We start from the raw sequence: 21236 nt of genomic DNA, 5'->3' as shown, positions 1-21236 counted from the left end.
TAATTCAATTTTAGCATCTTTAGTATGCACTAGACTAAAAATTTCAAATTTCAGTTTTTGTAAAGGAATTACTATCCTTGTGCAAATCTGATAGCACAAGAAAGGCGGCAGCTTCAACATGAGCAGTTTGAGGGAAAAAATCAGCAGGTTGTACCCGTGTGATGGTATATTGTCCATCTTGACAAAGTAATTTCAGGTCACGGGCGAGGGTAGCTACTTTACAGCTGACGTAAACTATCCGAGATGGTTTCAGTTGCCGTAAAGTGTCGATGACAGCGCGATCGCATCCCTTCCGTGGCGGATCGAGTATTACTACTTCTGGTATTGTGCCCATTTTGGGAAGCAATTTCTCTACTGCCCCGACTTGGAATGTCACATTATCAATTCCGTTGCGGTGGGCATTCAAAATAGCTTGTTCTACTGCTGCTGGTTGCACTTCTAATCCTGTAGCAATCCGAACTTTTTTGGCGAGGGGTAAAGTTAAAGTCCCAATACCACAGTAGGCATCAACTAGCAACTCATGCCCTTGAAGATTGAGTTCTGATTGAATTATCTGCAATAGTGCCTCTGCTGTTTCTGTATACACTTGGAAAAATGTATCTGGGCGGACTTGAAATTCTAGTCCAGCAAAGTTTTCACGCAGGTGTGGGACTCCAGCGATGCAACGAGTTTCTGATCCGAATATAGCATTTGTGCGATCGCTATTGCGATTGAGCGACACTCCCACTAACTGCGGATAACGCTTTAACCATTCTTGGGCTTGGGTTTCAATTCCTGATAAATTCCAGTCCTTCACCACTAAAGTCAGCAACATTTCTCCAGTGTGTCGGCCAATGCGTAAACCCAGATGGCGAATTTTTCCCTGGTGGCGCTGTTCGTCATAAATTTGCCAACCTTGTTGTTGAATATCTTGCTTAACTTCGGCAAGCAAGGGATTTAATCGCGCGTCTTGGACTGGACATTGATTTAAATTAATTAATTGGTGAGTACCTTTTTGGTAGTAACCAGCTTGTACCTGTCCTGTTGCTGATATGCCTAGAGGATATGTAGATTTATTACGGTAGCCCAAAGCAGAAGGGGCGGCGAGTACCGGATTTACCGGTGGTTGGACAAAACCGCCAATGCGTTCTAAAGCTTGGATAACCTGATTTTGCTTGGCTACTAGCTGGTAGTCATAATTAATATGCTGCCACTGGCAACCACCGCATTTATCCGCCACAATACAATTGGGTCTGATCCGGTGTGAGGATGGCTCTAATAGCTGCTGGAGCTTCCCGTGGGCGTATTTTGGTTTAACATGAACCAAGCGGATAATGGCGCGATCGCCCGGTACAGTATCTGGGACAAACACTACACGTTCATCAGCGCGTCCCACCCCATCACCTGTATCACTCAGATTAGCGATCGTCACTTCAATTAATTCACCTTGTTGCCAAATTATTTTAGTCATTTGTCATTTGTCATTTGTCATTTGTCATTTGTCATTGGGCATTGGGAATTGGGCATTGGGAATTGGGCATTGGGCATAAGGAAGAGACTATTCAATAATTCCCCCTTGTCCTCCTTGTCTCCCTCATCCCCCTCATCTCCCCACTCCCCACTAAACAGATAAATTCAATACATAAGTAGCTCCTATCTCTTCACTTGTGTACCTCCGACTCGCTAAACTAACAGATAATATTTCAGGTGATTTCAATCATCATGACTGTAATTAGCCAAGTTATTCTCAAAGCCGACGACGAACTGCGTTATCCCAGCAGTGGCGAACTGAAAAATATCAAAGACTTTTTGCAAACCGGCGTACAACGGACGCGGATTGCGGCGACCTTAGCCGAAAATGAAAAAAAGATAGTTCAGGAAGCAACCAAACAACTTTGGCAGAAGCGTCCTGACTTTATCTCCCCTGGTGGTAATGCTTACGGAGAACGCCAGCGCTCTCTATGTATCCGTGACTTTGGCTGGTACTTACGCCTAATTACTTATGGTGTACTTGCTGGCGACAAAGAGCCGATTGAAAAAATCGGTTTGATTGGTGTACGGGAAATGTACAATTCATTGGGCGTTCCCGTGCCTGGAATGGTAGAAGCGATCAATTCCCTCAAAACAGCCTCCCTTGGCTTATTGAGTGCGGAAGACGCTGCTGAAGCAGCACCCTACTTTGATTACATCATTCAAGCGATGTCTTAATACAAAGTGTGTGTTTGTTCTAGGAGTATACTTCCGGTCTAGTAGAGTGAGTGCAAAATATTAGCACTCGATAGGCATAAGATACCGAATTTGATCGTACCCTCCCCACAATTGGTAGTGGCTGTGGCAAAATCTCTGTCAAGTTACCAACCAGTTGTGGGGAAATTTTATGAATATGGGCATTGGGCACTTGTACTGAGCGACTTGTGCCGAGCCTGTCCTGAGCGTAGCCGAAGGGCGAAGCCGAGGTAAGTCGAAGTATTGGGCATTGGGAATTGGACAAATGACAAATGACAAATACAAAAAACCGACAGTCCTTGTTTAAGGCTGTCGGCAATTTAAGTGTGTTCCCTATTAATGACTCGGCTAGAGTTCAGTTGTCATTAATTATGCCTAGTTAGCGATCGCAGAGAGACGATCATAATCATGTATAAGTGTGATCCTCGTCACTTGATTGTTACAGCTAAACTGCATACCCCCGAATAATCTCTGAGTCACAGTAAATCTATGCAAATTTGGAACTAAGAATATATACGCTGGTAGATGCTTTGTCAGCTTAAGAGCAAATAACACCGATTAGACACTTAGGAGGTAAAACACGAGACACAGGAATTCACAAACCTATGCCCCGTTTGTCAAACTACTGTAGCAGAAAGAGCTATCTGCAAAGATAAATTTCTCAAAGCCAGTCGTAGACAAGCTAATAGAGGTTCCATTGCTGTTGAAAGTGAGGTTGGCAGAGTTAAGGGTATTGCCCGAAATAACCCCAGATACGAAGAGTTCAGAGCGATTGAAAGCCCTGAGATCGAGGGTGTCAAAACCATCGCCGCCATCAACAGTTGCAGCACCAAATCCTTTCAAGTAGTCATTCCCAGTGCCCAAAGCAATATTGATGCCGCCACCGATGGTGACTTTCTGTTGAACTCCGTCTAGGGTACTGGTGGCGATAATTTGGTCATTGCCATTGCCAGTCTTGATGATTCCTTCTCCATAAATGCCGTATGCAGTACCACCAATTGTTGCTGTCGCCTGTCCGGTAAGCTTGTCAGAACCATTGCCAGTATCGATTATTCCATCGTTGAAGATGCCATAGGCGGTGGAGTTTGTTCCAGAACTGTTCCCATAACCTGTAATCGTATCCTTGCCCGACCCTGTAGTGATGGTGCCGTCTTTAGCGTTCTGAATGCCAGTTCCAGCACCGCCATCACCGATGCCAGCGGGAGCGATGCTGCCTTTGCCGCCATTGCCAGTGCCGATAATTGTGTCTTCTCCGTCTCCAGTATCCAGTTTGCCACTGTTGCTGATGCCGATTCCAGCACCGCCGTTACCACCGACGCGCTCACTACTATCGATTTCTTCCTTGGAATCAATAGTCCCGATGCCGCCGATGCCACCCTGCCCTGTGCCGCCGATCGTGTCTTCTCCGTCTCCGGTATCCAGTTTGCCACTGTTGCTGATGCCGATCCCAGTCCCGCCAACGCCGCCAGGAGTAGTGACGGGTGTGGCATCGCCGCCAACGCCACCGATACCAGTGCCGTTGATGGTGTCTTTTCCCTCATCTGCATTCAGACTGCCACTGTTAGCAATGCCGATTCCAGCACCACCAAGGCCGCTGTTGAAGACGCCATTGCCACCGATGCCGCCCTTCCCTGTACCGTTGATCGTGTCTTGTCCATTCCCTACATTTAGAGTGCCACTGTTAGCAATGCCAGTTCCAGTACTGCCGTTGCCGGGTCTGAAGTCGCCGGAATCGCCGTTGCCGCCAGTGCCGATGCCGGTGATCGTGTCATTTCCATCCCTAGTGTACAGTTCACTACTGTTAGCAATGCCAGTCCCATCACCGCCGCTGCCGCCGCCGATACCGCCAGCAGCGCCATTGCCGCCAGTACCGATGCCGGTGATCGTGTCATTTCCTTCCCCTGTATTCAGGCTGCCACTATTAGCAATGCCAGTCCCATTACCCCCGAAGCTGGCGCCAAGACCACTGGCACCGATGCCGCCCTCCCCTGTACCGACGATCGTGTCTTGTCCTTCCCCGGTGTCCAGTTCGCCACTATTGCTGATGCCAGTCCCATCTTCGGTGAGGCCAGGGCTGCGGCCGAAACTAGGGGTGCCGCCCTTCCCTGTGGCGTTGATCGTGTCATTTCCTTCCCCTGTATTAATACGGCCACTATTGTCGATGCCTGTCCCAGTACCGGCGTTGCCACCATTGCCGCGGCTTTGAAAAAGGATGATGCCGCCATCGCCGCCCTTACCTGTGGCGTTGATCGTGTCATTTCCGTCCCCTGTATCAATACTGCCACTGTTAGCGATACTTGTCCCAGTATTGCCGTTGCCACCCGCGTAGCTGTCATTGCTGCCGTTGCCGCCAGTACCGATGCCGGTAATCGTATCGTTTCCGTCCCCTGTATTAATACTGCCACTGTTAGCGATGCCTGTCCCAGTACCGCCGTTGCCACCCTGGGAGCCGTCATTGCCACCGTTACCACCAGTACTAGTGCCAACGATCGTGTCTTTTCCGTCCCCTGTATTAATACTGCTACTGTTAGCGATGCCTGTTCCAGTACCGCCATTGCCGGGGTCTTCGCTACTGCCACCGCCGCCTTTGCCACCAGTACCGGTGCCGACTATCGTGTCGTTTCCATCCCCTGCATGTAGACTCCCACTGTTAGTAATACCAGTCCCAGTACCGCCGTTGCCGCCGTTGCCCAATAAGTTGCCAGCAGTACCACCATTGCCGCCAGTGCCAGTCCCGACTATCGTGTCGTTTCCATCTCCTGTATTAATACTGCTTTTGTTGTTGACGATGCCTTTCCCAGTACCGCCATTGCCGGATTTTTTACCGCCGTTGCTGCCGTTACCACCAGTACCAGTGCCAATGATCGTGTCTTTTCCGTCCCCTGTATTAATACTGCCTTTGTTGTTGCCAATGCCTGTCCCAGTACCGCCGTTGCCGGAGCCGTTATTGCTGCCAGCAGCCGTGCCCTCAATAGTGTCATTTCCTGAGAGTGTACGAATGAAACCTCCAGTTAAAATATCAATACCAATTGCCAGAGATACATTTAACTGTTTCCCGACTAAAGTGTCGGGAGAATTGGTGCCGATGAGATTTGGTGGAACAGTAAGTCTAGGCATGATCAAAATCCTCTAAATTATGTTAATACGGTCGGTTTGCTGACTCAAATGAGCAGTTTCGGAAGCAAATTGCCATAATCCTTTCTCCAAGAGCGATTCAGTGATTGAGTCTGCTGTTGTAGGAGTCACTTCAGACGAATGAAGTTCCAAAGAATTAATCAGATTCCACAGCATTAAAACTTGCGATCGCATCGCATCCTCTGAATTTTTTCTGCATTCAACTAGTGGAGCATCTGACAGGCTGATAGCCATTTCTCTAATCTGGAAATGACCTATGCATATTACAAGGAAAGAAAATTTTATTACTTTATTTTTATCAGTACATTTACCAGTAATTCAGCGTTGAATACAATCTATCTTTAGGTGTACAAAAATATATATCTTTAAGTAAATTTATTTATTTTTTTAAACTTTTAGCATCATATAGTCATGAGCTATCCTAATAAATGCACCTACAGGACAAGTAAATCGGTAGAATAATGCTCTGTACAATTGGTGCATAATTTCCATGACCGCCACATCTCCTGCTTTCTTTTCACCTCAAGAAATCGCTGCTGAAGGTCTTAAACCAGAAGAATACACAGAAATTGTCCGTCGGTTAGGCCGTCATCCCAACAAAGCTGAACTGGGAATGTTTGGGGTAATGTGGTCTGAGCATTGCTGTTACAAAAACTCTCGACCTTTACTTAAACAATTTCCCACTGAGGGGCCCCGCATCCTCGTGGGGCCTGGTGAAAATGCTGGTGTTGTAGATTTGGGTGACGGACTCCAACTAGCTTTTAAGATTGAATCCCACAACCACCCATCAGCTGTTGAACCATTTCAAGGTGCAGCAACAGGAGTGGGCGGTATTCTCAGAGATATTTTTACGATGGGTGCGCGTCCCATTGCTCTATTAAATTCCCTGCGCTTCGGTTCCCTAGAAGATGCCAAAACTCAAAGACTGTTCCAAGGTGTAGTGGCGGGGATTTCACATTATGGTAATTGCGTTGGAGTACCCACCGTTGGCGGCGAAGTTTACTTTGACTCAGCTTATTCTGGTAATCCCCTAGTGAATGTCATGGCACTAGGATTAATGGAAACCCAGGAAATTGTTAAATCTGGGGCATCTGGCTTAGGCAACCCAGTACTGTATGTTGGTTCCACCACTGGGCGCGATGGCATGGGAGGCGCAAGTTTTGCCAGTGCAGAATTAAGCGATCAGTCAATAGACGATCGCCCGGCTGTGCAAGTAGGCGATCCATTTTTGGAAAAGTCGTTAATTGAAGCTTGTCTGGAGGCGTTTAAAACAGGTGCAGTTGTCGCCGCTCAAGATATGGGAGCGGCCGGTATCACCTGTTCTACTTCAGAGATGGCGGCAAAAGGTGGTGTGGGAATTGAACTAGATTTAGATAAGATTCCGGCAAGAGAAACGGGGATGGTTCCTTATGAATATCTGCTTTCGGAATCTCAAGAACGAATGCTGTTTGTTGCCCATAAAGGGCGTGAGCAAGAATTAATTGACATTTTCCACCGTTGGGGACTTCAAGCAGTTGTCGCTGGTACTGTCATCGCTGAACCCATTGTGCGAATTCTCTTTCAGGGTAAAGTAGCAGCAGAAATTCCCGCCGAGGCTTTGGCGGAAAATACCCCACTATATAACCGTGAGTTGCTGGCAGAACCGCCAGAATATGCGCGTCAAGCTTGGGAATGGACTCCTGATTCTTTACCTGTTTGTACAACTGCTGGAATAGAACTCCAAGCAGGGTTGCAAAGTTGGAATGATATCCTGTTCACTTTGCTCGATACACCCACGATCGCATCTAAAAACTGGGTATATCGTCAATATGACCATCAAGTACAAAATAATACAGTAATACTTCCTGGTGGCGCAGATGCCGCCGTTATTCGTTTGCGCCCCTTAGAACAAGTCCCCAATCTAAAATCCAAAATCCAAAATCCAAAATCAGGAGTGGCAGCAACAGTAGATTGCAATCCTCGTTATGTTTATCTTGACCCCTACGAGGGAGCTAAGGCAGTGGTGGCAGAAGCTGCACGCAATCTTAGCTGTGTGGGTGCGGAACCTCTGGCGGTGACGGATAACTTAAATTTTGGCTCTCCAGAAAAACCGATTGGTTATTGGCAATTGGCAGAAGCTTGTCGTGGTTTAGCGGAAGGTTGTCGAGAATTAGCGACACCAGTCACAGGCGGAAATGTTTCTTTATACAATGAAACCCTCGATTCTCAAGGCATTCCACAACCCATTTATCCGACTCCTGTTGTGGGAATGGTGGGCTTGATTCCCGATATCACCAAAATTTGTGGACAAGGTTGGCAAGCATCCGGCGATGTGATTTATCTTCTGGGATTGCCTCTGACATCTAAAATCAGTTTGGGAGCATCTGAGTATTTAGCCACTATCCACAGCACTGTTGCCGGCAAACCGCCACTGGTAGATTTTGACTTGGAACGCCGCGTCCAAAAAGTTTGTCGGGAAGGAATTCGTAATGGTTGGATACGTTCAGCCCATGATTCTGCTGAAGGGGGAGTAGCGATCGCACTAGCAGAATGTTGTATTGCTGGCAACCTTGGTGCCCAAATCAATTTAGAAATAGCACCAACCCAGTCACCATCTCGTTTTGATGAGGTGCTGTTTGCCGAAGGTGGTGCCAGAATTTTAGTTTCTGTAGCATCAGAACAACAAGTAATTTGGGAATCATACTTACAAGAACATCTCGGTCAAGAGTGGAAAATACTAGGTACTGTTGGCAATTTGGAGACGGGTTTGGGGGTTTTCACCACTGATAGTCAGGTCTTAATTAAAGTTAGTATCGAAGATATGAGCGATCGCTATTCCCATGCGATCGCCAGGCGGATCGCCAACCACACCATTGTTTCTGAGTCCTAAGTATTTAGACTTCACTCAGAAATCAGCACTAATTACTCAGAACTATTAGCGTCTCTGGGCATAATTACGGTACTGTTTTAATAGATGGTTAAAGATTTGTTAAGAAATCAACAACTATCTATATACACAATCCCAGTGACTAACTAATTCGTAATTCGTAATTCGTAATTCGTAATTGAAGCATACAAGCTCCTTGATTGGTCAATGAAAAAACAAAAGCTCGTAGCATCACGATTTCAAGCCTTGTAAGGATTTAGCAATGCTAAATCCTTACACTGATGGGCTAATAATTACGAATTACGTATTATCAATTACGAATTATTTTGACTTGACCCCCCCACCAGGAGCAAAGCTAGCATGACCTCTATTCATTCTGTCACTTCGGATGAATACCCCGACCCTACCAACAACCCAATCAATAGTCATGAAAATCAGCCTGACAAGCCAGAAGAAGCTTGTGGTGTTTTTGGCATCTACGCACCAGGAGAAAACGTTGCTAAACTGACCTACTTTGGATTGTACGCCCTCCAGCATCGGGGTCAAGAATCAGCTGGGATTGCCACCTTTGAAGGTACACAAGTCCATCTCCACAAAGACATGGGCTTGGTGTCTCAAGTTTTTAATGAATCCATCTTGGATCAATTGCCTGGTAGCCTTGCTGTTGGTCACACTCGTTATTCCACCACAGGTTCTAGCCGCAAAGTTAATGCCCAACCCGCAGTTCTGGAAACTCGCTTAGGTTCATTAGCTCTAGCACACAATGGTAATTTAGTCAATACAGTGCAACTGCGTCAAGAGTTGCTTGAGAAAAAATATAACTTAGTCACCACAACAGACTCAGAAATGATTGCTTTTGCGATCGCAGAAGCCATTAATGCTGGTGCAGATTGGCTAGAAGGTTCAATTCAGGCATTTCATCGTTGCCAAGGAGCCTTTAGTTTAGTTATTGGCACTCCTGACGGCATTATGGGTGTCCGTGACACCAATGGTATTCGCCCCCTAGTAATTGGGACTTTAGCTGGTAATCCAGTCCGTTACGTTTTGGCATCCGAGACTTGTGGTTTAGACATCATTGGAGCCGAATACCTGCGAGATGTAGAACCAGGCGAATTAGTTTGGATTACTGAAGAAGGTTTGGCTTCCTATCATTGGAGTCAACAGCCCCAGAGGAAATTGTGTATCTTTGAGATGATTTACTTTGCCCGCCCTGATAGCATCATGCACAACGAGAGTTTGTACAGCTATCGGATGCGGTTAGGACATCAACTAGCTAAAGAATCTTGTGTAGATGCCGATATAGTCTTTGGTGTTCCTGATTCTGGTATCCCTGCTGCGATCGGATTTTCCCAAGCTTCTGGTGTAGCTTACGCTGAAGGGCTGATTAAAAATCGCTATGTTGGACGAACCTTTATTCAGCCGACACAAACCATGCGCGAGTCAGGTATCCGCATGAAACTTAACCCGCTTAAAGATGTGCTAGCGGGTAAACGAGTAATTATTGTTGATGACTCTATTGTTCGCGGTACTACTAGCCGTAAACTAGTCAAAACTTTGCGTGAAGCGGGTGCAGTGGAAGTACACATGCGAATCTCCTCCCCGCCAGTAACTCATCCTTGCTTCTATGGCATCGACACCGATTCTCAGGATCAGCTGATTGCTGCTACCAAGTCAGTAGCCGAAATTGCCAAGCAACTGGAAGTAGACAGCCTCGCCTATCTCAGTTGGGAAGGGATGCTAGAAGCAACACGAGAAGACACCAATAGTTTCTGCTCTGCCTGCTTTACTGGAGATTATCCTGTAGCGATTCCTGAGCCAGTGAAGCGTTCTAAATTGAGTTTAGAAAAGGTAGTGGTGTAGGAATTGAAGAAGGGAATAGGGTACAGGTTACAGGGTACAGTTATTCCCTATCACTGAACAAAAAGATCCCCGACTTCTTCAAGAAGTCGGGGATCTGAGCCTCTAGGTGTTTGTAAATTAAATAGGATTGCGATTGCGATATTATCTCAGGCTAAAATAGCTAAATCCCCTAAATAAAGATGGTTTATGAACCAGCCGATATCTGAAAGAGTGCGCTGGACTACCGCCGATTTAGAGTTGTTTCCAGATAACGGGAACCGCTATGAAATTATTGACGGAGAATTGTTTGTGACCAGAGCGCCTCACTGGAATCATCAAAAAACTTGTGTCAGGATTATTGCTCCATTAGATATCTGGTCACAAGCTACTTCGTTGGGACAAGTCGTACCTGCTCCAGGCATCATTTTTGGCGATAATGATAATGTTATTCCTGATGTTGTCTGGGCTAGCAACGAGAGATTGCCCCTGCTTTTAGACGCGGCGGGGCATTTGACTGGTGCGCCAGAACTGGTAGTAGAGGTGCTGTCTGCTGGTATTGAAAACGAAAAGCGGGATAGAGAATTTAAACTAAAGCTTTACTCAGCAAGAGGTGTTAGGGAATATTGGATTGTGGATTGGCGCAACCAACAGGTGGAAGTTTATCGACGCGAACAAGCGAGTTTAAAGTTAGTTGCTACGTTGTTCAATGGTGATGAGTTGAAGTCACCGATATTGCCTGATTTTACTTGTGCGATCGCATCCTTATTTACTTAACAAAAGTTTGCAGAATTGCCGTAATTGCTTACTATTCGCAATTTTTAATAGAGAAAGCACAATGTCTCAGCAGTATTCAATTGAGCAAGTCCCTAAGAATCTGGATAAAATTTTTCAGGAAATTGAACAAGGCGAATCGGTACAAATTACGCAACAGGGACAGCAACTTGCTGTGATTCTACCTGCGGCTGAATATCAGCGTCTATTGCATGGAAAGCCAGCTTTTTGGGAATCTGTGGAGCGATTTCGTCAAGAAATCATGGAAGAAGGAACCGAGATTGATCCTGATGAGGTTTGGAAAGATGTACGCGACAAGTCTCCGGGACGAGAGATAATATTGTGAGTCGCTTTTTACTTGATACTAACGTTATTTCTGAGCCATTAAGGCCACAACCGAATCCAGCAGTTATCCAAAAGTTGCAACAGTTGTTTAAATTTCAAATCCTCCTAATTCACTTGTGCAGAATTTGGAGGAGTAATTAATCTATAAGGTTTGCTCGAATATCTTTTAAAGTCATCATTAGGGTTAATGGTTCTATTGGCGATGGTTGAAACCCGTATTTTAAATAAAATCTTTTGGCTTCTTCATCCTTAGCGTGAACCAAAACACATCTAATACCCACCATTTGGGATACTGTTAAAGTACGAATAATAGCATCTTTCAATAAACCAGACCCTATACCCCGCCCTTCCCATTTGGTGTCTACAGCAAGTCTCCCGATAAGCATACATGGTATAGGGTCTGGTGCGTTCCGTTTAGCTTTACTAACAGCTATTAAATGAGTTACAGAAGCAGTTGCTAAACAGTAATAGCCTATTACTTGATTTTCAATAGTTACTACAAAAGTTCTAGCCGTATCCCCCTCATTTTTCAAAGATTTTTCCTTCAGCCAATTATTCAAAGCTTCTGATTTAGATTCAAATTCTAATACATCATGCTTAAGAGTAAGTGGCTGAGGAGGATTAATAATTTTTGTTTGTTTCGTCATTAATCCCAAGGCGATTTAGTCGTTAATAATTTACGAATTTCTTCGTTTGCTTTAGGTGGTGAGTCCAAAATAGCAAGGAATTTTTGATATCTTTCCTCGTCTAACGCAAAGAAGGTCTTGTCACAGATGACTTTCTCTGCTTCTCGACAGGCAACTTCTAACATAAAGTCAGAACGGTTCTTGCCAAGAATCGATGCAGCATTATCAATTAAATCCCGTTGTTGTTCTTGAACTCTAATATTAATTACTTGGTTACGACCAAGGTTATCCATTTTAGAACGGGCAGGCATTAGGTATCTTCCATGTGTGTATCTCATTTAGCATTGCTGAATTAAGTTTCAAGCTTTATTCAGCAATGCTTAATATCTAATATAGAATATTGTGTATACAACGTCAACACAAAATTTTTGGTTTAATCAGTTGTGTAATTACGGATACTTGCCATAGACAAGAGGACTTTCCAAACATCCTCTTAAACAAATTAGCAAGCGATGTCTGACGACAAGCCGAAGAAGCATCTACGCTAATCTATAAATTTAACTGTGCTGCAAAAACTCAATCTTGGGCAATAACGGGTCAGTTACAATACCCACACCACTAAAACCCCAGCGTTTGAGCAAGTTTCCCAACTGTGTACGCGCAATAGATTCTACAGTAAAGCGATTTGCTAGTTCTGCTGCATGGGTATTGAGATAGCTAAGGGCATCAAAGTTTTCCTGGAACAGTAATAAATAACCCGATGTTTCGGTGTCAGGACGAGCTATGAGATAATTACCGTCAGTTTTTGAACGCACCAAGTAATAGACTTCAGACAGCATGGGGAGTGAGGGAGATGAGGGAGATGAGGAAGAAAGGGTTAAACCAATGACCAATGACCAATGACAAATGACTAATTGAGACTTTCTAGGCGAATACGAGGGTCAGCAGCTTTTAACATTAAATCGGCGATTAAATTACCAGCAATCAGCAACACTGCGCCCATTACCAAGCTTGCCATTAACAAATATAAATCTTGAGCTTGTAAAGCCTGTAAAGTCAACCTCCCTAAACCGGGCCAGTTGAAGAAAAATTCGGCAATGAAGGCACCATTTAATAAACCAGCTAATTCAAAACCCAATAAGGTAATCAAGGGATTTACGGCGTTACGGAGTGCATGAACGTAGATGACGCGGTTTTCTGGCAGACCTTTGGCACGAGCCGTTTGGATGTAATCTTGACGCAAAACATCCAATAATTCGCCGCGAGTGATGCGTTGTAAACCAGCAAAACTAGTAATTGAGAGAGCGATTGTGGGTAAAATCATGTGCCAGCCGACATCTAAGATTTTGCCAAACCACGTCAGTTCTGAGTGATTGATGCTAGTCATGCTACCCACTGGGAATAACGGCGAGGTAATTTGGGCTAAAACCAGCAGGGCTAAGGCAGTGATGAAACTAGGAAAGCCTTGTCCGGCGTAGCTAATTACCTGTAAAACCCGGTCTGATAGCTTATTTTGGTTAACAGCAGCAAAAATCCCTAGTGGGATGGCGATCGCCCATGTGACAATTAAAGATGCGATCGCTAATAACAAAGTCGCTGGTACTCTTTCCCACAACAGCGATGCCACTGAGCGTTGATAAATAAAACTCGTGCCAAAATCTCCTTTTGTCAAGATTCGCCATAGCCATAGCCAAAACTGCTCTGGCCAAGACTTATCAAGACCAAACTGCCGCTTAATTTCCTCAATTCTTTCTGGAGATATCTTCGGGTTTTGCCGCAGCGTATCTACATAATCCCCTGGAGCGAGTTGAATAATGAAAAACGACAATGCTGATGCCAAAAACAGAGTCAGTAGTGCCTGCAATACCCGCTTTGCCACATAAATAAAAGTTTCGCTCGTGACTAGCCTAATTAGCCAATCCCGACCTGTCTCCAAGGAAATTCTCGTAGATGTCATTTGTCCTTTGTCCTTTGTTATTTGTTATTTGTCCTTTGCTAATGACCAATGACTAATGACCAATGACAAATAACTAATATTCAATTAGAGAGATAATCGGCACGTCCGGCAGATATTTACGCCCTTCTAAATCCCGTAGCTCGATAATAAACCCAAATCCTACTAATTCGGAGCCAATCTTCTGTACTAACTTTGCTGTTGCACTCGCAGTTCCACCTGTGGCAATCAAATCGTCCACAATCAAAACTCGGCTACTGTGATGTAAAGCGTCTTGATGCAGTTCCAGGCAGTCAGTACCATACTCTAGATCGTATTCAATTGAGTGAACTGCGGCTGGTAACTTACCTCTTTTGCGGATGGGAATAAAACCAGCCCCTAATTGATATGCCAGAGGTGAGCCAAAAATGAATCCCCTTGACTCTATACCAATTACATAATCTGGCTTGATTCCAGCTTCGTTGCATTTTTGTGTTAAAAAGTCAATAGTATAGCGCAGTCCCTCTGGATCGCGCAGTAATGTAGTAATATCCCGAAATAAAATTCCGGGTTTGGGAAAATCTGGGATGTCACGAACGAGAGACTTTAAATCCATAAGATGGGGGATGGGGAATGGGGAAGAGGCAGGGGAGCAGGGAGTGGGGGAGTTGAGGGAGATGAGGGAGATGAGGGAGATGAGGGGGAATTATTGAATAAACCTCTCCCTTGTCTCTCCCCTCTTCCCTGTGTCTTCTCCATGCCCAATTCCCAATTCCCAGTCCCCAAATTTCAGATACCTGAAAAATCGTACACTATAATGTCATACGCTGGGGGTCGGGGCTGAAGCTTCGTCCTTTATTGACGATAATTAGAATCTAAACCAACCTAGAAAAGGTATTACATTCAGAAATGAGGTGAATTAACTTATGTTTTAAAACTTTGATTTCAATATAGGGAAAACTGTGAGTAGAAAGAGTTAAGTAATGTATATATCAGGTAGTCATGTTATTACTACAAGTCTAACGTTAACGCGATGTGCAACTTAGGATTGAAACCCCGCTTCCATTCCTCTCCCCCACTCCTGAGAGGCTTTGATTCTTACTCCCCTTCCCTTGCAGGGAAGGGGTTGGGGGTTAGGTTTGAGAGAAAGTTGCACACGGCGTAACGTTATTGTCTGGCTACCAATCTTAAATTTGTTTTATCTAGTCTGTTGGAACCGCACAAGGTATTTTATAGAATGAATGTCTCAGCAAGTTTAACGCCGTTCAACAGTCCAACTCAAGATTCATTGCCGATGATTCTGGACACTTTACCAGATCCTGCGATCGCTTCTAAGACTTGTCCTCGGAGAACGCGGTTGCAAATTGACCTGATTTTATTGGCAATTGAAGCTTTAGAGCTTGGTGGTTCGGAAGCAATCTTGACTTTTGCTCAAGAGTTGGATCTCAAAGGAATTGTTAAAGATAGGGTGAATTTATGGCGGATGCGTAGCTCTAACCCGCTACGGAGAGCGCATATCCGCCGTCCCTTAACTATCATGGAAGCAAAAGCTCTGGTAGTCATTGCTTGCTACATAGCGCGGCGTTTAACTGTTGTCATCCGCCAGTTACTAATGATATGTCAACAAATGGAAGAAAAGCAGATTCCATTGGAACAGAATTTGCGTCTATCTAATTACCTAGAGCGGTTTAGAGCGCATTTTAAGAGCCGGATGAATGCCCGACGTTCTGGTGTACTAGCATTAACTTCTGATGAAAAATTAGATGAGCTAGCGATAAATTTGTTAGGACAATTACTATTTTGTACCGGTACAGCTGGAATGCAGCGATTCTGGATTAGTCTTTTTGACGGTGAAGTGGAATGAATATTCAACGTAAGTACAGTCTTCCTAATTGTACACTGCTTTTAGAAGGGTTAAGTGATGTCACTAGGGCTGCACACTTCCAGGAAATGCGCCCGGAATTATCAATATTGGTAAATGCAGAATGCTATTTATCTGGTTATAATCAGCCACTAACGGGAGGGCGGGAATTTTTTGAAAGTTTGGTGAGGGCTGTTAGTGGGTATGCCCAAGAATTTTTAAGTAGTGTACCTAATCCCCAAGCACACAATCAGGAATCGGAGCTAGTAGAGTTTCGGAAAGTTGACGGCAACCGACACAGATTAATCATACATTCCGAAGGAACTCCAGAGGGATTCGATCGCTCTAACAATTCTAAACGTCCGCCGATTGAAATAGATTTGAATACGGTGCAGTTGTTTGATTTAGTGGAAGCAGTGGATCAGTTTTTTGCTGATACCCAAACTTTACCTGAACTTTCTCTAGAACTACAACCAGTTACCAGACGCTATGGTGGTGCTAGTCAAGCTTTAGTTAGGCAGGCTGTACCTGCTGCTGTGGGTGTGTCAAGTTTAGCAGTAGCTGCGATCGCTTTTAACTTGATTCCACCTCCGCAACTGCGTCCACCGCAGCCCAAAACAGATGAGCAAAGTAGCTCTACAATAAACAATATCACTCCTCCAGCATCAGCTGCTGCAACACCCATAGCTGCTGAAACACCCACACTAACGCCTACAGCTAATAAAAAGCCGGCAGTTAAAGATTTAGAAGCACTTTTAAATACAGTTCCAGAAATTACCGATCCATCCCAGTTGCGTGCATTAAATCGTCAAGTTTACAATCAAGTTCATCCAGCTTGGGCTAATCGCTCAGGATTGCAACAAGATTTGATCTATCGTCTGGGTGTAGCTGCGGATGGAGCGATCGTTGGTTATAAAGCGGTGAATAAAGAGGCGAATCTAGAAGTAGGTAAAACTCCTCTGCCGAACGTACTTTACAATCCAGCTAGCCGTCCTCCAATTTCCAAGGAGCCGATCGCCCAATTTCGAGTAGTATTTACTACACAAGGTGTCCTACAAGTTAGCCCTTGGCGGGGATATGCTAGAACGCCAGAGGTAGTGGGTGCAAAAATTACTGACTCTAATATAGTCAAAAATTTAAACCAAAAGCTTTATAGTACAGTTCGGCAAACTTGGAGTGGTACTCACACCTTTACGCGAGATTTGAAATATCGGGTAGCAGTCAACAAAGACGGTGTAATTGCTGACTATGAACCACTCAACCAAGTTGCCTTTGACTATTTTCGGGAAACACCCCTTCCGAAGATGTTCAACGCTATCTACGGCTCCAATGTAGCAGCCCCCAACGATAAAGAACCTCTCGCCCACTTCCAAGTGATATTCAAGCCTAACAACACCCTGGAAGTTACACCTTGGAAGGGATATCAATAATAATTCGTAATTCGTAATTCGTAATTTTTAAGTATGAAATTACAAATTACGAATTTATCTTGTAATTCTCCGCATATAATTTCCCCATAACTGAGCGGCTTGAGCGCTGCTACCAGATGTTGGGGAATTATTGTCGTTTCCCAACCAAACACCGGTTACAAGTCGCCGGCTTGGGATAAAACCTATGAACCATAAGTCAACGTTTTTATTAGTCGTGCCTGTTTTACCGGCTTCTCCCAGTCCAATGGCAGCACTACGACCAGTACCTCTGGTGATGACACCACGCATCAAACTAGTCATTTCATCGGCTACACCACTTGGCAGAACTCGTTTGTTAGCATCTGGATCTTGGTTGAAGGAGTAGATTACACGGCAAGTTTTGATATCATTGCGATCGCTGCAATCACCACTGTCTAAAATTCGGTTAATCGCATGGGGAGGATTCCACACTCCACGATTGCCAATAGACCCAAAAGCACCAGTCATTTCCAAAACATTGACTACACTTTGACCCAGTACCAAGCCAGGAACCGGATCGAGGTTTGACTTGATTCCCAAATTCTGAGCCATCGCCACTACTTTATTCAACCCGATTTCTTTGGCAACTCCCAAGGCAATGGGATTTTCTGAAAGAGCCAGCCCGGTGGCAATATCTAAACTGCCAGCACTTGAACGACAGGGTTTGTAAGTGAAGCCTTGCCAAGTTAAAGGAGCGCAGGAATAACTTTTGGATGGTGAAATTCCCTGTTGAATAGCGGCGGTGTAAGCAAAGATTTTGAAGGTGGAACCTGGTTGTCTTTTGGCTTGAACAGCACGATTGAACTGACTTTTTTTGTAATCAGTTCCGCCTACCATTGCCAGGATGCTACCTGTACTGGAGTCAAGAGTTACCACAGCCCCTTGAGAAAAATCAAAATTTCCACCACTATTGTTGACTGAATTCCGCAACGCCGATTCAGCTTGGCTCTGGGTCGCAGGATCAAGCTGGGTTTCAATGATATAATTCCCTTCGTTTGCGGCTCCCTCGCCCAAGATTGATTCAAGTTCAGAGAAGACGTAACTGTAAAAATAAGGAGCGATCGTCTTAGCTTGCTGTTCACAAACTTTAGGACTAACTTGAACAGTGGAACGTCTAGCTCGGTTCGCATCTTCAGGTTTAATTTTGCCCATCTCCAGCAAGCGCTTAATTACGCGATTCCGGTATTCAGCTGCTTCTAGCTTGTTTGGGCCATCCCCACAAAAATCGAAGGCGTTGGGAGCAGGTAAAATTCCTACCAAGGTAGCTGCTTCTGCCAAAGTTAATTCTTTAGCAGGCTTCTCAAAGTAATATCGGGCTGCATCCTCAAAGCCAGAGGTATCTCCCCCCAAAAAAACCCGATTTAAGTACATCAGCAAAATTTCATCTTTGCTGTAAAAGGTTTCTAGCTTCAGGGCAACAACTGCTTCTCGTAATTTGCGTCCAAGGGTATCCTGTCTGCCTACATACTCCCGAAACAAACTGCGGGCAACTTGCTGCGTAACAGTGCTGGCTCCTTGTTGTACATCTCCGCTACGGCTATTGATCAACACGGCTCGTAAAATCCCCAGAGGATCAACTCCAAAGTGCCAGTAATAACGACTATCTTCTGAAGCTACTACCGCAGATGGCAAATAAGGGCCAAATTCCTCTAAACGCTTCATATCTACATGAGAGATAGTTCGAGGCTCTCTCAATGGGGTGGCTCCATCACGAGCGTAAACAACTACTGGAGCGCGTGTAGCTGTAGGTAGGGGTTTAACTGAAAATTTCAGCCATTCTACGCCAATTACTAAGGCGAACAAGGCGCTGACACCACCAACACCATAAGCTGTCCAACTTGCAGCTTTGACATACCAGGCTGGTGGATTGACATATTGCAAGCGCACAGAAGCGGCGAGTTCTGGGGGACCCAGGGTCAGAATATCGCCGTGACGTAGTTCTAGGGAATTAACACGACGCTTGCCACGATAAATCCCATTGGTGGAGTTTTCGTCTTTGATGATGAAAACTGGTGTGCTATGAGTAGAATTCCGCGATAGCGACAGATGAATTTGGCTGACAACAGGGTTGCGGACGACGATATCGCTGGATTTGGAGCTACGACCTAGAATATAGCGATCGCCCAACAGTGGATATACTTCTGCTTTATCCGCCCCCGCATCCTGCACCCAGAGTTCTGGTACTTTGGCATTAGGCTTGAGCGCCAGTTTGGAAAAATCAACCCTAGCTTGGATAGTATGGACTGCTTGAGTCAGTTGACCAATTAACGTTTGTGGCTTGTGAGGGGGTTGGGGAGAACTCATCGGCTATTCACATCACACTTTTTAGTGAAGAATGGGGCGAATTACAATTTAGATGTTAGTCTTTCATCATTTTACTCATAAGCCAAAGCATAAATTAGCTATACGGAATTTTTTGCTCTAATTTATACTAAAACTTACCTTTTAATCTAAATTCACTTGTTATTTTTGTTACTTATTTACAGAAGCATAAAAATTTCTCCCATTCTTAAAGACCTATTTTATCTACTAATTCTACTTCAATGACTACAAGCATAGATTTTAAAATTGTATTTATAAACACTAGTTGCCAACAAACAACAGATTTAATTTTTACCAATTTTACATATCCACATATTCTGCAACAAACTTAGATATATTCATTTAGGAAGATTTTCTAAACCTTATTGTCTGTTTTAATGGGCCGAGTGTTCCGTTGAGGTAAATTTCAGAATGATGGGAAAATCTCTGACCCTGATTGGTACAGCTCTATCTTTGGCTCTCACCACTAATATTGCCGTAGCCGAATCCAGTAAATCCCCCATAGCTCAATCCAGTAGCGAATCTACTAGCGCACCAACGGAAATCAAGATGTCTCCAGAAGGCATGAAAATTCTGTGCGAGTATTTTCCGCTAAACTCTCGCTGTCCCGGCGGCACAGCACTTACCCCTAGTGCTGCTCCTGGTAGCACCACAGTACCACCAGAAACCACACCTAGTGCTACTCCTGGTAGTACTACAGTACCAGCAGAAACCACACCTAGTAACATCACTACTCCCGAAACCACCCCAGCACCAGGAAGCGTTACTCCACCTGAAACTGGAACTCCCGAAACCACCCCAGCACCAGGAAGCGTTACTCCACCTGAACCTGGCACTCCTGGTAACTTAACTCCAGCACCAGGAAGCGTTACCCCATCTGAACCTGGCGCTCCTCCTAGCAAATTAACTCCAGCACCAGGAAGCGTTACTCCACCTGAACCTGGCGCTCCTAGCAACTTAACTCCAGCACCAGGAAGCGTTACCCCAACTGAACCTGGTACTCCTAGCAACTTAACTCCCGCACCAGGAACCGTTACCCCATCTGAACCTGGCAATCCTACAGAACCAGGTGCTAACTCTCCCAGTACTCCATCTACCCCTCCTGCTACAGGTAAATAAATTAAAAGCTGGGATAGGATCTGAATACTAATTTGATATCAGCGATCGCCTGTGCATCTTGACTTTCTGCACCAGTTATGAAAACTGGTGTAGGATACAAATTCAAATCTCTGGAACCCAAAAATCAAGTCTTCGCATATAGGACTAAGCAATGGTTTCAGTAATTAATAGCCTGGGATTAATCATCCCAGGCTTAATAGTTTAGTCCAACCTGCCAGTTGAAGTTGGTGTTTTTTGGAAGGAAGCAATTAATAGGAAAACAATACCAATACTAATAAAGGAATCTGCCACATTAAATACGGGAAAGCTAATCAGGCGAAAATCAAGAAAATCAACCACATGACCTAAAACAAAGCGATCGATCCCGTTACCCATAGCTCCACCTAAAATCAAGCCATAGCCCAACTGATCCCATAAATTTAATGTTGGGCCAAACAAGGCCAACGCTATCAATACCAAACTCACTCCTAAAGATAACCAGCGCAACCACTCTACTTTCCCACTTAACAGACTAAAAGCAGCACCAGTGTTAGTAACATAAGTGAAGTGAAATATTCCAGTTAAGAGTGGTAGTGTTTGCCCCAAACCGAAGGTTTGCACCACCCAGTATTTTGTTATTTGGTCTAGGAAAAAAGCTATGAAGGCAGCAATCCAGAAAAGGCGGTTTTTTAAACGCATGGCGAATTAGTCATTGGGCACTTGTACTGAGCGAAGTCGAAGTATTGGGCATTGGGCACTTGTACTGAGCGACTTGTGCCGAGCGAAG

Annotated in this window: 18 protein-coding genes; 8 read left to right on the top strand and 10 right to left on the bottom strand. The window is 44.7% G+C overall.

The genetic code is table 11. The annotated features are described in order from the left end of the window. Window positions 1-43: 43 nt before the first annotated feature. Window positions 44-1450: a 23S rRNA (uracil(1939)-C(5))-methyltransferase RlmD gene (gene rlmD / locus HWQ36_RS07960; protein ID WP_292700297.1), complete on the bottom strand. Its 1407-nt coding sequence runs from the start codon at window positions 1448-1450 to the stop codon at window positions 44-46. A gap of 251 nt (window positions 1451-1701) precedes the next feature. Between rlmD and apcD the strand changes: the two genes are divergently transcribed. Beyond that, window positions 1702-2187 (top strand): allophycocyanin subunit alpha-B, encoded by a 486-nt coding sequence (gene apcD / locus HWQ36_RS07955; protein ID WP_012407637.1) that lies wholly within the window; start codon window positions 1702-1704, stop codon window positions 2185-2187. A gap of 621 nt (window positions 2188-2808) precedes the next feature. Here apcD and HWQ36_RS07950 read toward each other — a convergent pair. Together HWQ36_RS07950 and HWQ36_RS07945 are read right to left on the bottom strand one after the other, a co-directional pair. Then, entirely contained in the window at window positions 2809-5322 is a 2514-nt protein-coding gene (locus tag HWQ36_RS07950; protein WP_292700292.1) for a hypothetical protein, read from the bottom strand. Between the two features lie 12 nt (window positions 5323-5334). Then, the gene (locus HWQ36_RS07945; protein ID WP_292700289.1) at window positions 5335-5574 is read right to left on the bottom strand and encodes a hypothetical protein; all 240 of its coding nucleotides are present in this window, start codon (window positions 5572-5574) and stop codon (window positions 5335-5337) included. Window positions 5575-5830: 256 nt separating this feature from the next. On the opposite strand from HWQ36_RS07945, the gene purL reads away from it, so the two are divergent. The 4 genes from purL (at window position 5831) to HWQ36_RS07925 (ending at window position 11162) form a co-directional block, all read left to right on the top strand. Then, window positions 5831-8209, top strand: a complete 2379-nt coding sequence (gene purL, locus HWQ36_RS07940; protein ID WP_292700287.1) for a phosphoribosylformylglycinamidine synthase subunit PurL — start codon at window positions 5831-5833, stop codon at window positions 8207-8209. Window positions 8210-8566: 357 nt separating this feature from the next. Beyond that, a complete protein-coding gene (gene purF / locus HWQ36_RS07935) occupies window positions 8567-10066 on the top strand; it encodes an amidophosphoribosyltransferase (protein ID WP_292700284.1) in 1500 nt (499 codons plus the stop codon). Window positions 10067-10252: 186 nt separating this feature from the next. Then, the gene (locus tag HWQ36_RS07930) at window positions 10253-10819 is read left to right on the top strand and encodes a Uma2 family endonuclease (protein ID WP_292700282.1); all 567 of its coding nucleotides are present in this window, start codon (window positions 10253-10255) and stop codon (window positions 10817-10819) included. 61 nt (window positions 10820-10880) lie between these two features. Beyond that, window positions 10881-11162 carry a type II toxin-antitoxin system Phd/YefM family antitoxin gene (locus HWQ36_RS07925; protein WP_292700279.1) on the top strand — a complete coding sequence of 94 codons (282 nt, stop codon included), beginning with the start codon at window positions 10881-10883 and terminating at the stop codon, window positions 11160-11162. 136 nt (window positions 11163-11298) lie between these two features. On the opposite strand, the gene HWQ36_RS07920 is transcribed toward HWQ36_RS07925, so the two are convergent. From HWQ36_RS07920 to HWQ36_RS07900, 5 genes are all read right to left on the bottom strand, one after another. Further along, window positions 11299-11808 carry a GNAT family N-acetyltransferase gene (locus HWQ36_RS07920; protein ID WP_292700276.1) on the bottom strand — a complete coding sequence of 170 codons (510 nt, stop codon included), beginning with the start codon at window positions 11806-11808 and terminating at the stop codon, window positions 11299-11301. Continuing rightward, on the bottom strand, window positions 11808-12098 hold the full coding sequence (locus HWQ36_RS07915) for a DUF1778 domain-containing protein (RefSeq protein ID WP_292700273.1): 291 nt from the start codon (window positions 12096-12098) through the stop codon (window positions 11808-11810). The genes HWQ36_RS07920 and HWQ36_RS07915 overlap by 1 nt, the downstream gene beginning before the upstream one ends. 246 nt (window positions 12099-12344) lie before the next feature. After that, window positions 12345-12626, bottom strand: a complete 282-nt coding sequence (locus tag HWQ36_RS07910; protein WP_292700271.1) for a hypothetical protein — start codon at window positions 12624-12626, stop codon at window positions 12345-12347. A 71-nt stretch (window positions 12627-12697) separates the two neighbouring features. Then, entirely contained in the window at window positions 12698-13744 is a 1047-nt protein-coding gene (locus tag HWQ36_RS07905) for an ABC transporter permease (protein ID WP_292700269.1), read from the bottom strand. 73 nt (window positions 13745-13817) lie between these two features. Then, on the bottom strand, window positions 13818-14336 hold the full coding sequence (locus HWQ36_RS07900; protein ID WP_292700267.1) for an adenine phosphoribosyltransferase: 519 nt from the start codon (window positions 14334-14336) through the stop codon (window positions 13818-13820). Window positions 14337-14957: 621 nt separating this feature from the next. On the opposite strand from HWQ36_RS07900, the gene HWQ36_RS07895 reads away from it, so the two are divergent. Continuing rightward, complete coding sequence (locus HWQ36_RS07895) at window positions 14958-15584, top strand: DUF3038 domain-containing protein (protein WP_292700264.1); 627 nt, start codon at window positions 14958-14960, stop codon at window positions 15582-15584. Beyond that, window positions 15581-17011, top strand: coding sequence for a DUF4335 domain-containing protein (locus HWQ36_RS07890; protein WP_292700261.1), 1431 nt, complete (start codon window positions 15581-15583; stop codon window positions 17009-17011). Before HWQ36_RS07895 ends, HWQ36_RS07890 begins: the two co-directional genes overlap by 4 nt. 54 nt (window positions 17012-17065) lie before the next feature. Here the strand turns inward: HWQ36_RS07890 and HWQ36_RS07885 are convergent, their stop codons facing one another. Continuing rightward, on the bottom strand, window positions 17066-19333 hold the full coding sequence (locus HWQ36_RS07885; protein WP_292700258.1) for a transglycosylase domain-containing protein: 2268 nt from the start codon (window positions 19331-19333) through the stop codon (window positions 17066-17068). A 429-nt stretch (window positions 19334-19762) separates the two neighbouring features. Between HWQ36_RS07885 and HWQ36_RS07880 the strand changes: the two genes are divergently transcribed. Then, window positions 19763-20470: a hypothetical protein gene (locus tag HWQ36_RS07880; RefSeq protein WP_292700255.1), complete on the top strand. Its 708-nt coding sequence runs from the start codon at window positions 19763-19765 to the stop codon at window positions 20468-20470. Between the two features lie 201 nt (window positions 20471-20671). Here the strand turns inward: HWQ36_RS07880 and lspA are convergent, their stop codons facing one another. After that, window positions 20672-21148 carry a signal peptidase II gene (lspA, locus tag HWQ36_RS07875; protein WP_292700252.1) on the bottom strand — a complete coding sequence of 159 codons (477 nt, stop codon included), beginning with the start codon at window positions 21146-21148 and terminating at the stop codon, window positions 20672-20674. Window positions 21149-21236: the final 88 nt, after the last annotated feature.

Source organism: Nostoc sp. NMS2 (assembly GCF_017115105.1).
Taxonomy (GTDB): Bacteria; Cyanobacteriota; Cyanobacteriia; order Cyanobacteriales; family Nostocaceae; genus Nostoc.
This window is presented reverse-complemented; position numbering and strand designations above follow the sequence as displayed.

What these genes read in the sequence shown, in the direction of transcription:
- HWQ36_RS07925 (WP_292700279.1), top strand. Translation starts at nt 10,881, where the DNA reads ATGTCTCAGCAGTATTCAATTGAGCAAGTCCCTAAGAATCTGGATAAA.
- HWQ36_RS07885 (WP_292700258.1), bottom strand. Translation starts at nt 19,333, where the DNA reads ATGAGTTCTCCCCAACCCCCTCACAAGCCACAAACGTTAATTGGTCAA.
- rlmD (WP_292700297.1), bottom strand. Translation starts at nt 1,450, where the DNA reads ATGACTAAAATAATTTGGCAACAAGGTGAATTAATTGAAGTGACGATC.
- HWQ36_RS07920 (WP_292700276.1), bottom strand. Translation starts at nt 11,808, where the DNA reads ATGACGAAACAAACAAAAATTATTAATCCTCCTCAGCCACTTACTCTT.
- apcD (WP_012407637.1), top strand. Translation starts at nt 1,702, where the DNA reads ATGACTGTAATTAGCCAAGTTATTCTCAAAGCCGACGACGAACTGCGT.
- HWQ36_RS07915 (WP_292700273.1), bottom strand. Translation starts at nt 12,098, where the DNA reads ATGCCTGCCCGTTCTAAAATGGATAACCTTGGTCGTAACCAAGTAATT.
- HWQ36_RS07895 (WP_292700264.1), top strand. Translation starts at nt 14,958, where the DNA reads ATGAATGTCTCAGCAAGTTTAACGCCGTTCAACAGTCCAACTCAAGAT.
- HWQ36_RS07930 (WP_292700282.1), top strand. Translation starts at nt 10,253, where the DNA reads ATGAACCAGCCGATATCTGAAAGAGTGCGCTGGACTACCGCCGATTTA.
- lspA (WP_292700252.1), bottom strand. Translation starts at nt 21,148, where the DNA reads ATGCGTTTAAAAAACCGCCTTTTCTGGATTGCTGCCTTCATAGCTTTT.
- purL (WP_292700287.1), top strand. Translation starts at nt 5,831, where the DNA reads ATGACCGCCACATCTCCTGCTTTCTTTTCACCTCAAGAAATCGCTGCT.
- HWQ36_RS07910 (WP_292700271.1), bottom strand. Translation starts at nt 12,626, where the DNA reads ATGCTGTCTGAAGTCTATTACTTGGTGCGTTCAAAAACTGACGGTAAT.
- purF (WP_292700284.1), top strand. Translation starts at nt 8,567, where the DNA reads ATGACCTCTATTCATTCTGTCACTTCGGATGAATACCCCGACCCTACC.
- HWQ36_RS07890 (WP_292700261.1), top strand. Translation starts at nt 15,581, where the DNA reads ATGAATATTCAACGTAAGTACAGTCTTCCTAATTGTACACTGCTTTTA.
- HWQ36_RS07880 (WP_292700255.1), top strand. Translation starts at nt 19,763, where the DNA reads ATGATGGGAAAATCTCTGACCCTGATTGGTACAGCTCTATCTTTGGCT.
- HWQ36_RS07900 (WP_292700267.1), bottom strand. Translation starts at nt 14,336, where the DNA reads ATGGATTTAAAGTCTCTCGTTCGTGACATCCCAGATTTTCCCAAACCC.
- HWQ36_RS07905 (WP_292700269.1), bottom strand. Translation starts at nt 13,744, where the DNA reads ATGACATCTACGAGAATTTCCTTGGAGACAGGTCGGGATTGGCTAATT.
- HWQ36_RS07945 (WP_292700289.1), bottom strand. Translation starts at nt 5,574, where the DNA reads ATGGCTATCAGCCTGTCAGATGCTCCACTAGTTGAATGCAGAAAAAAT.
- HWQ36_RS07950 (WP_292700292.1), bottom strand. Translation starts at nt 5,322, where the DNA reads ATGCCTAGACTTACTGTTCCACCAAATCTCATCGGCACCAATTCTCCC.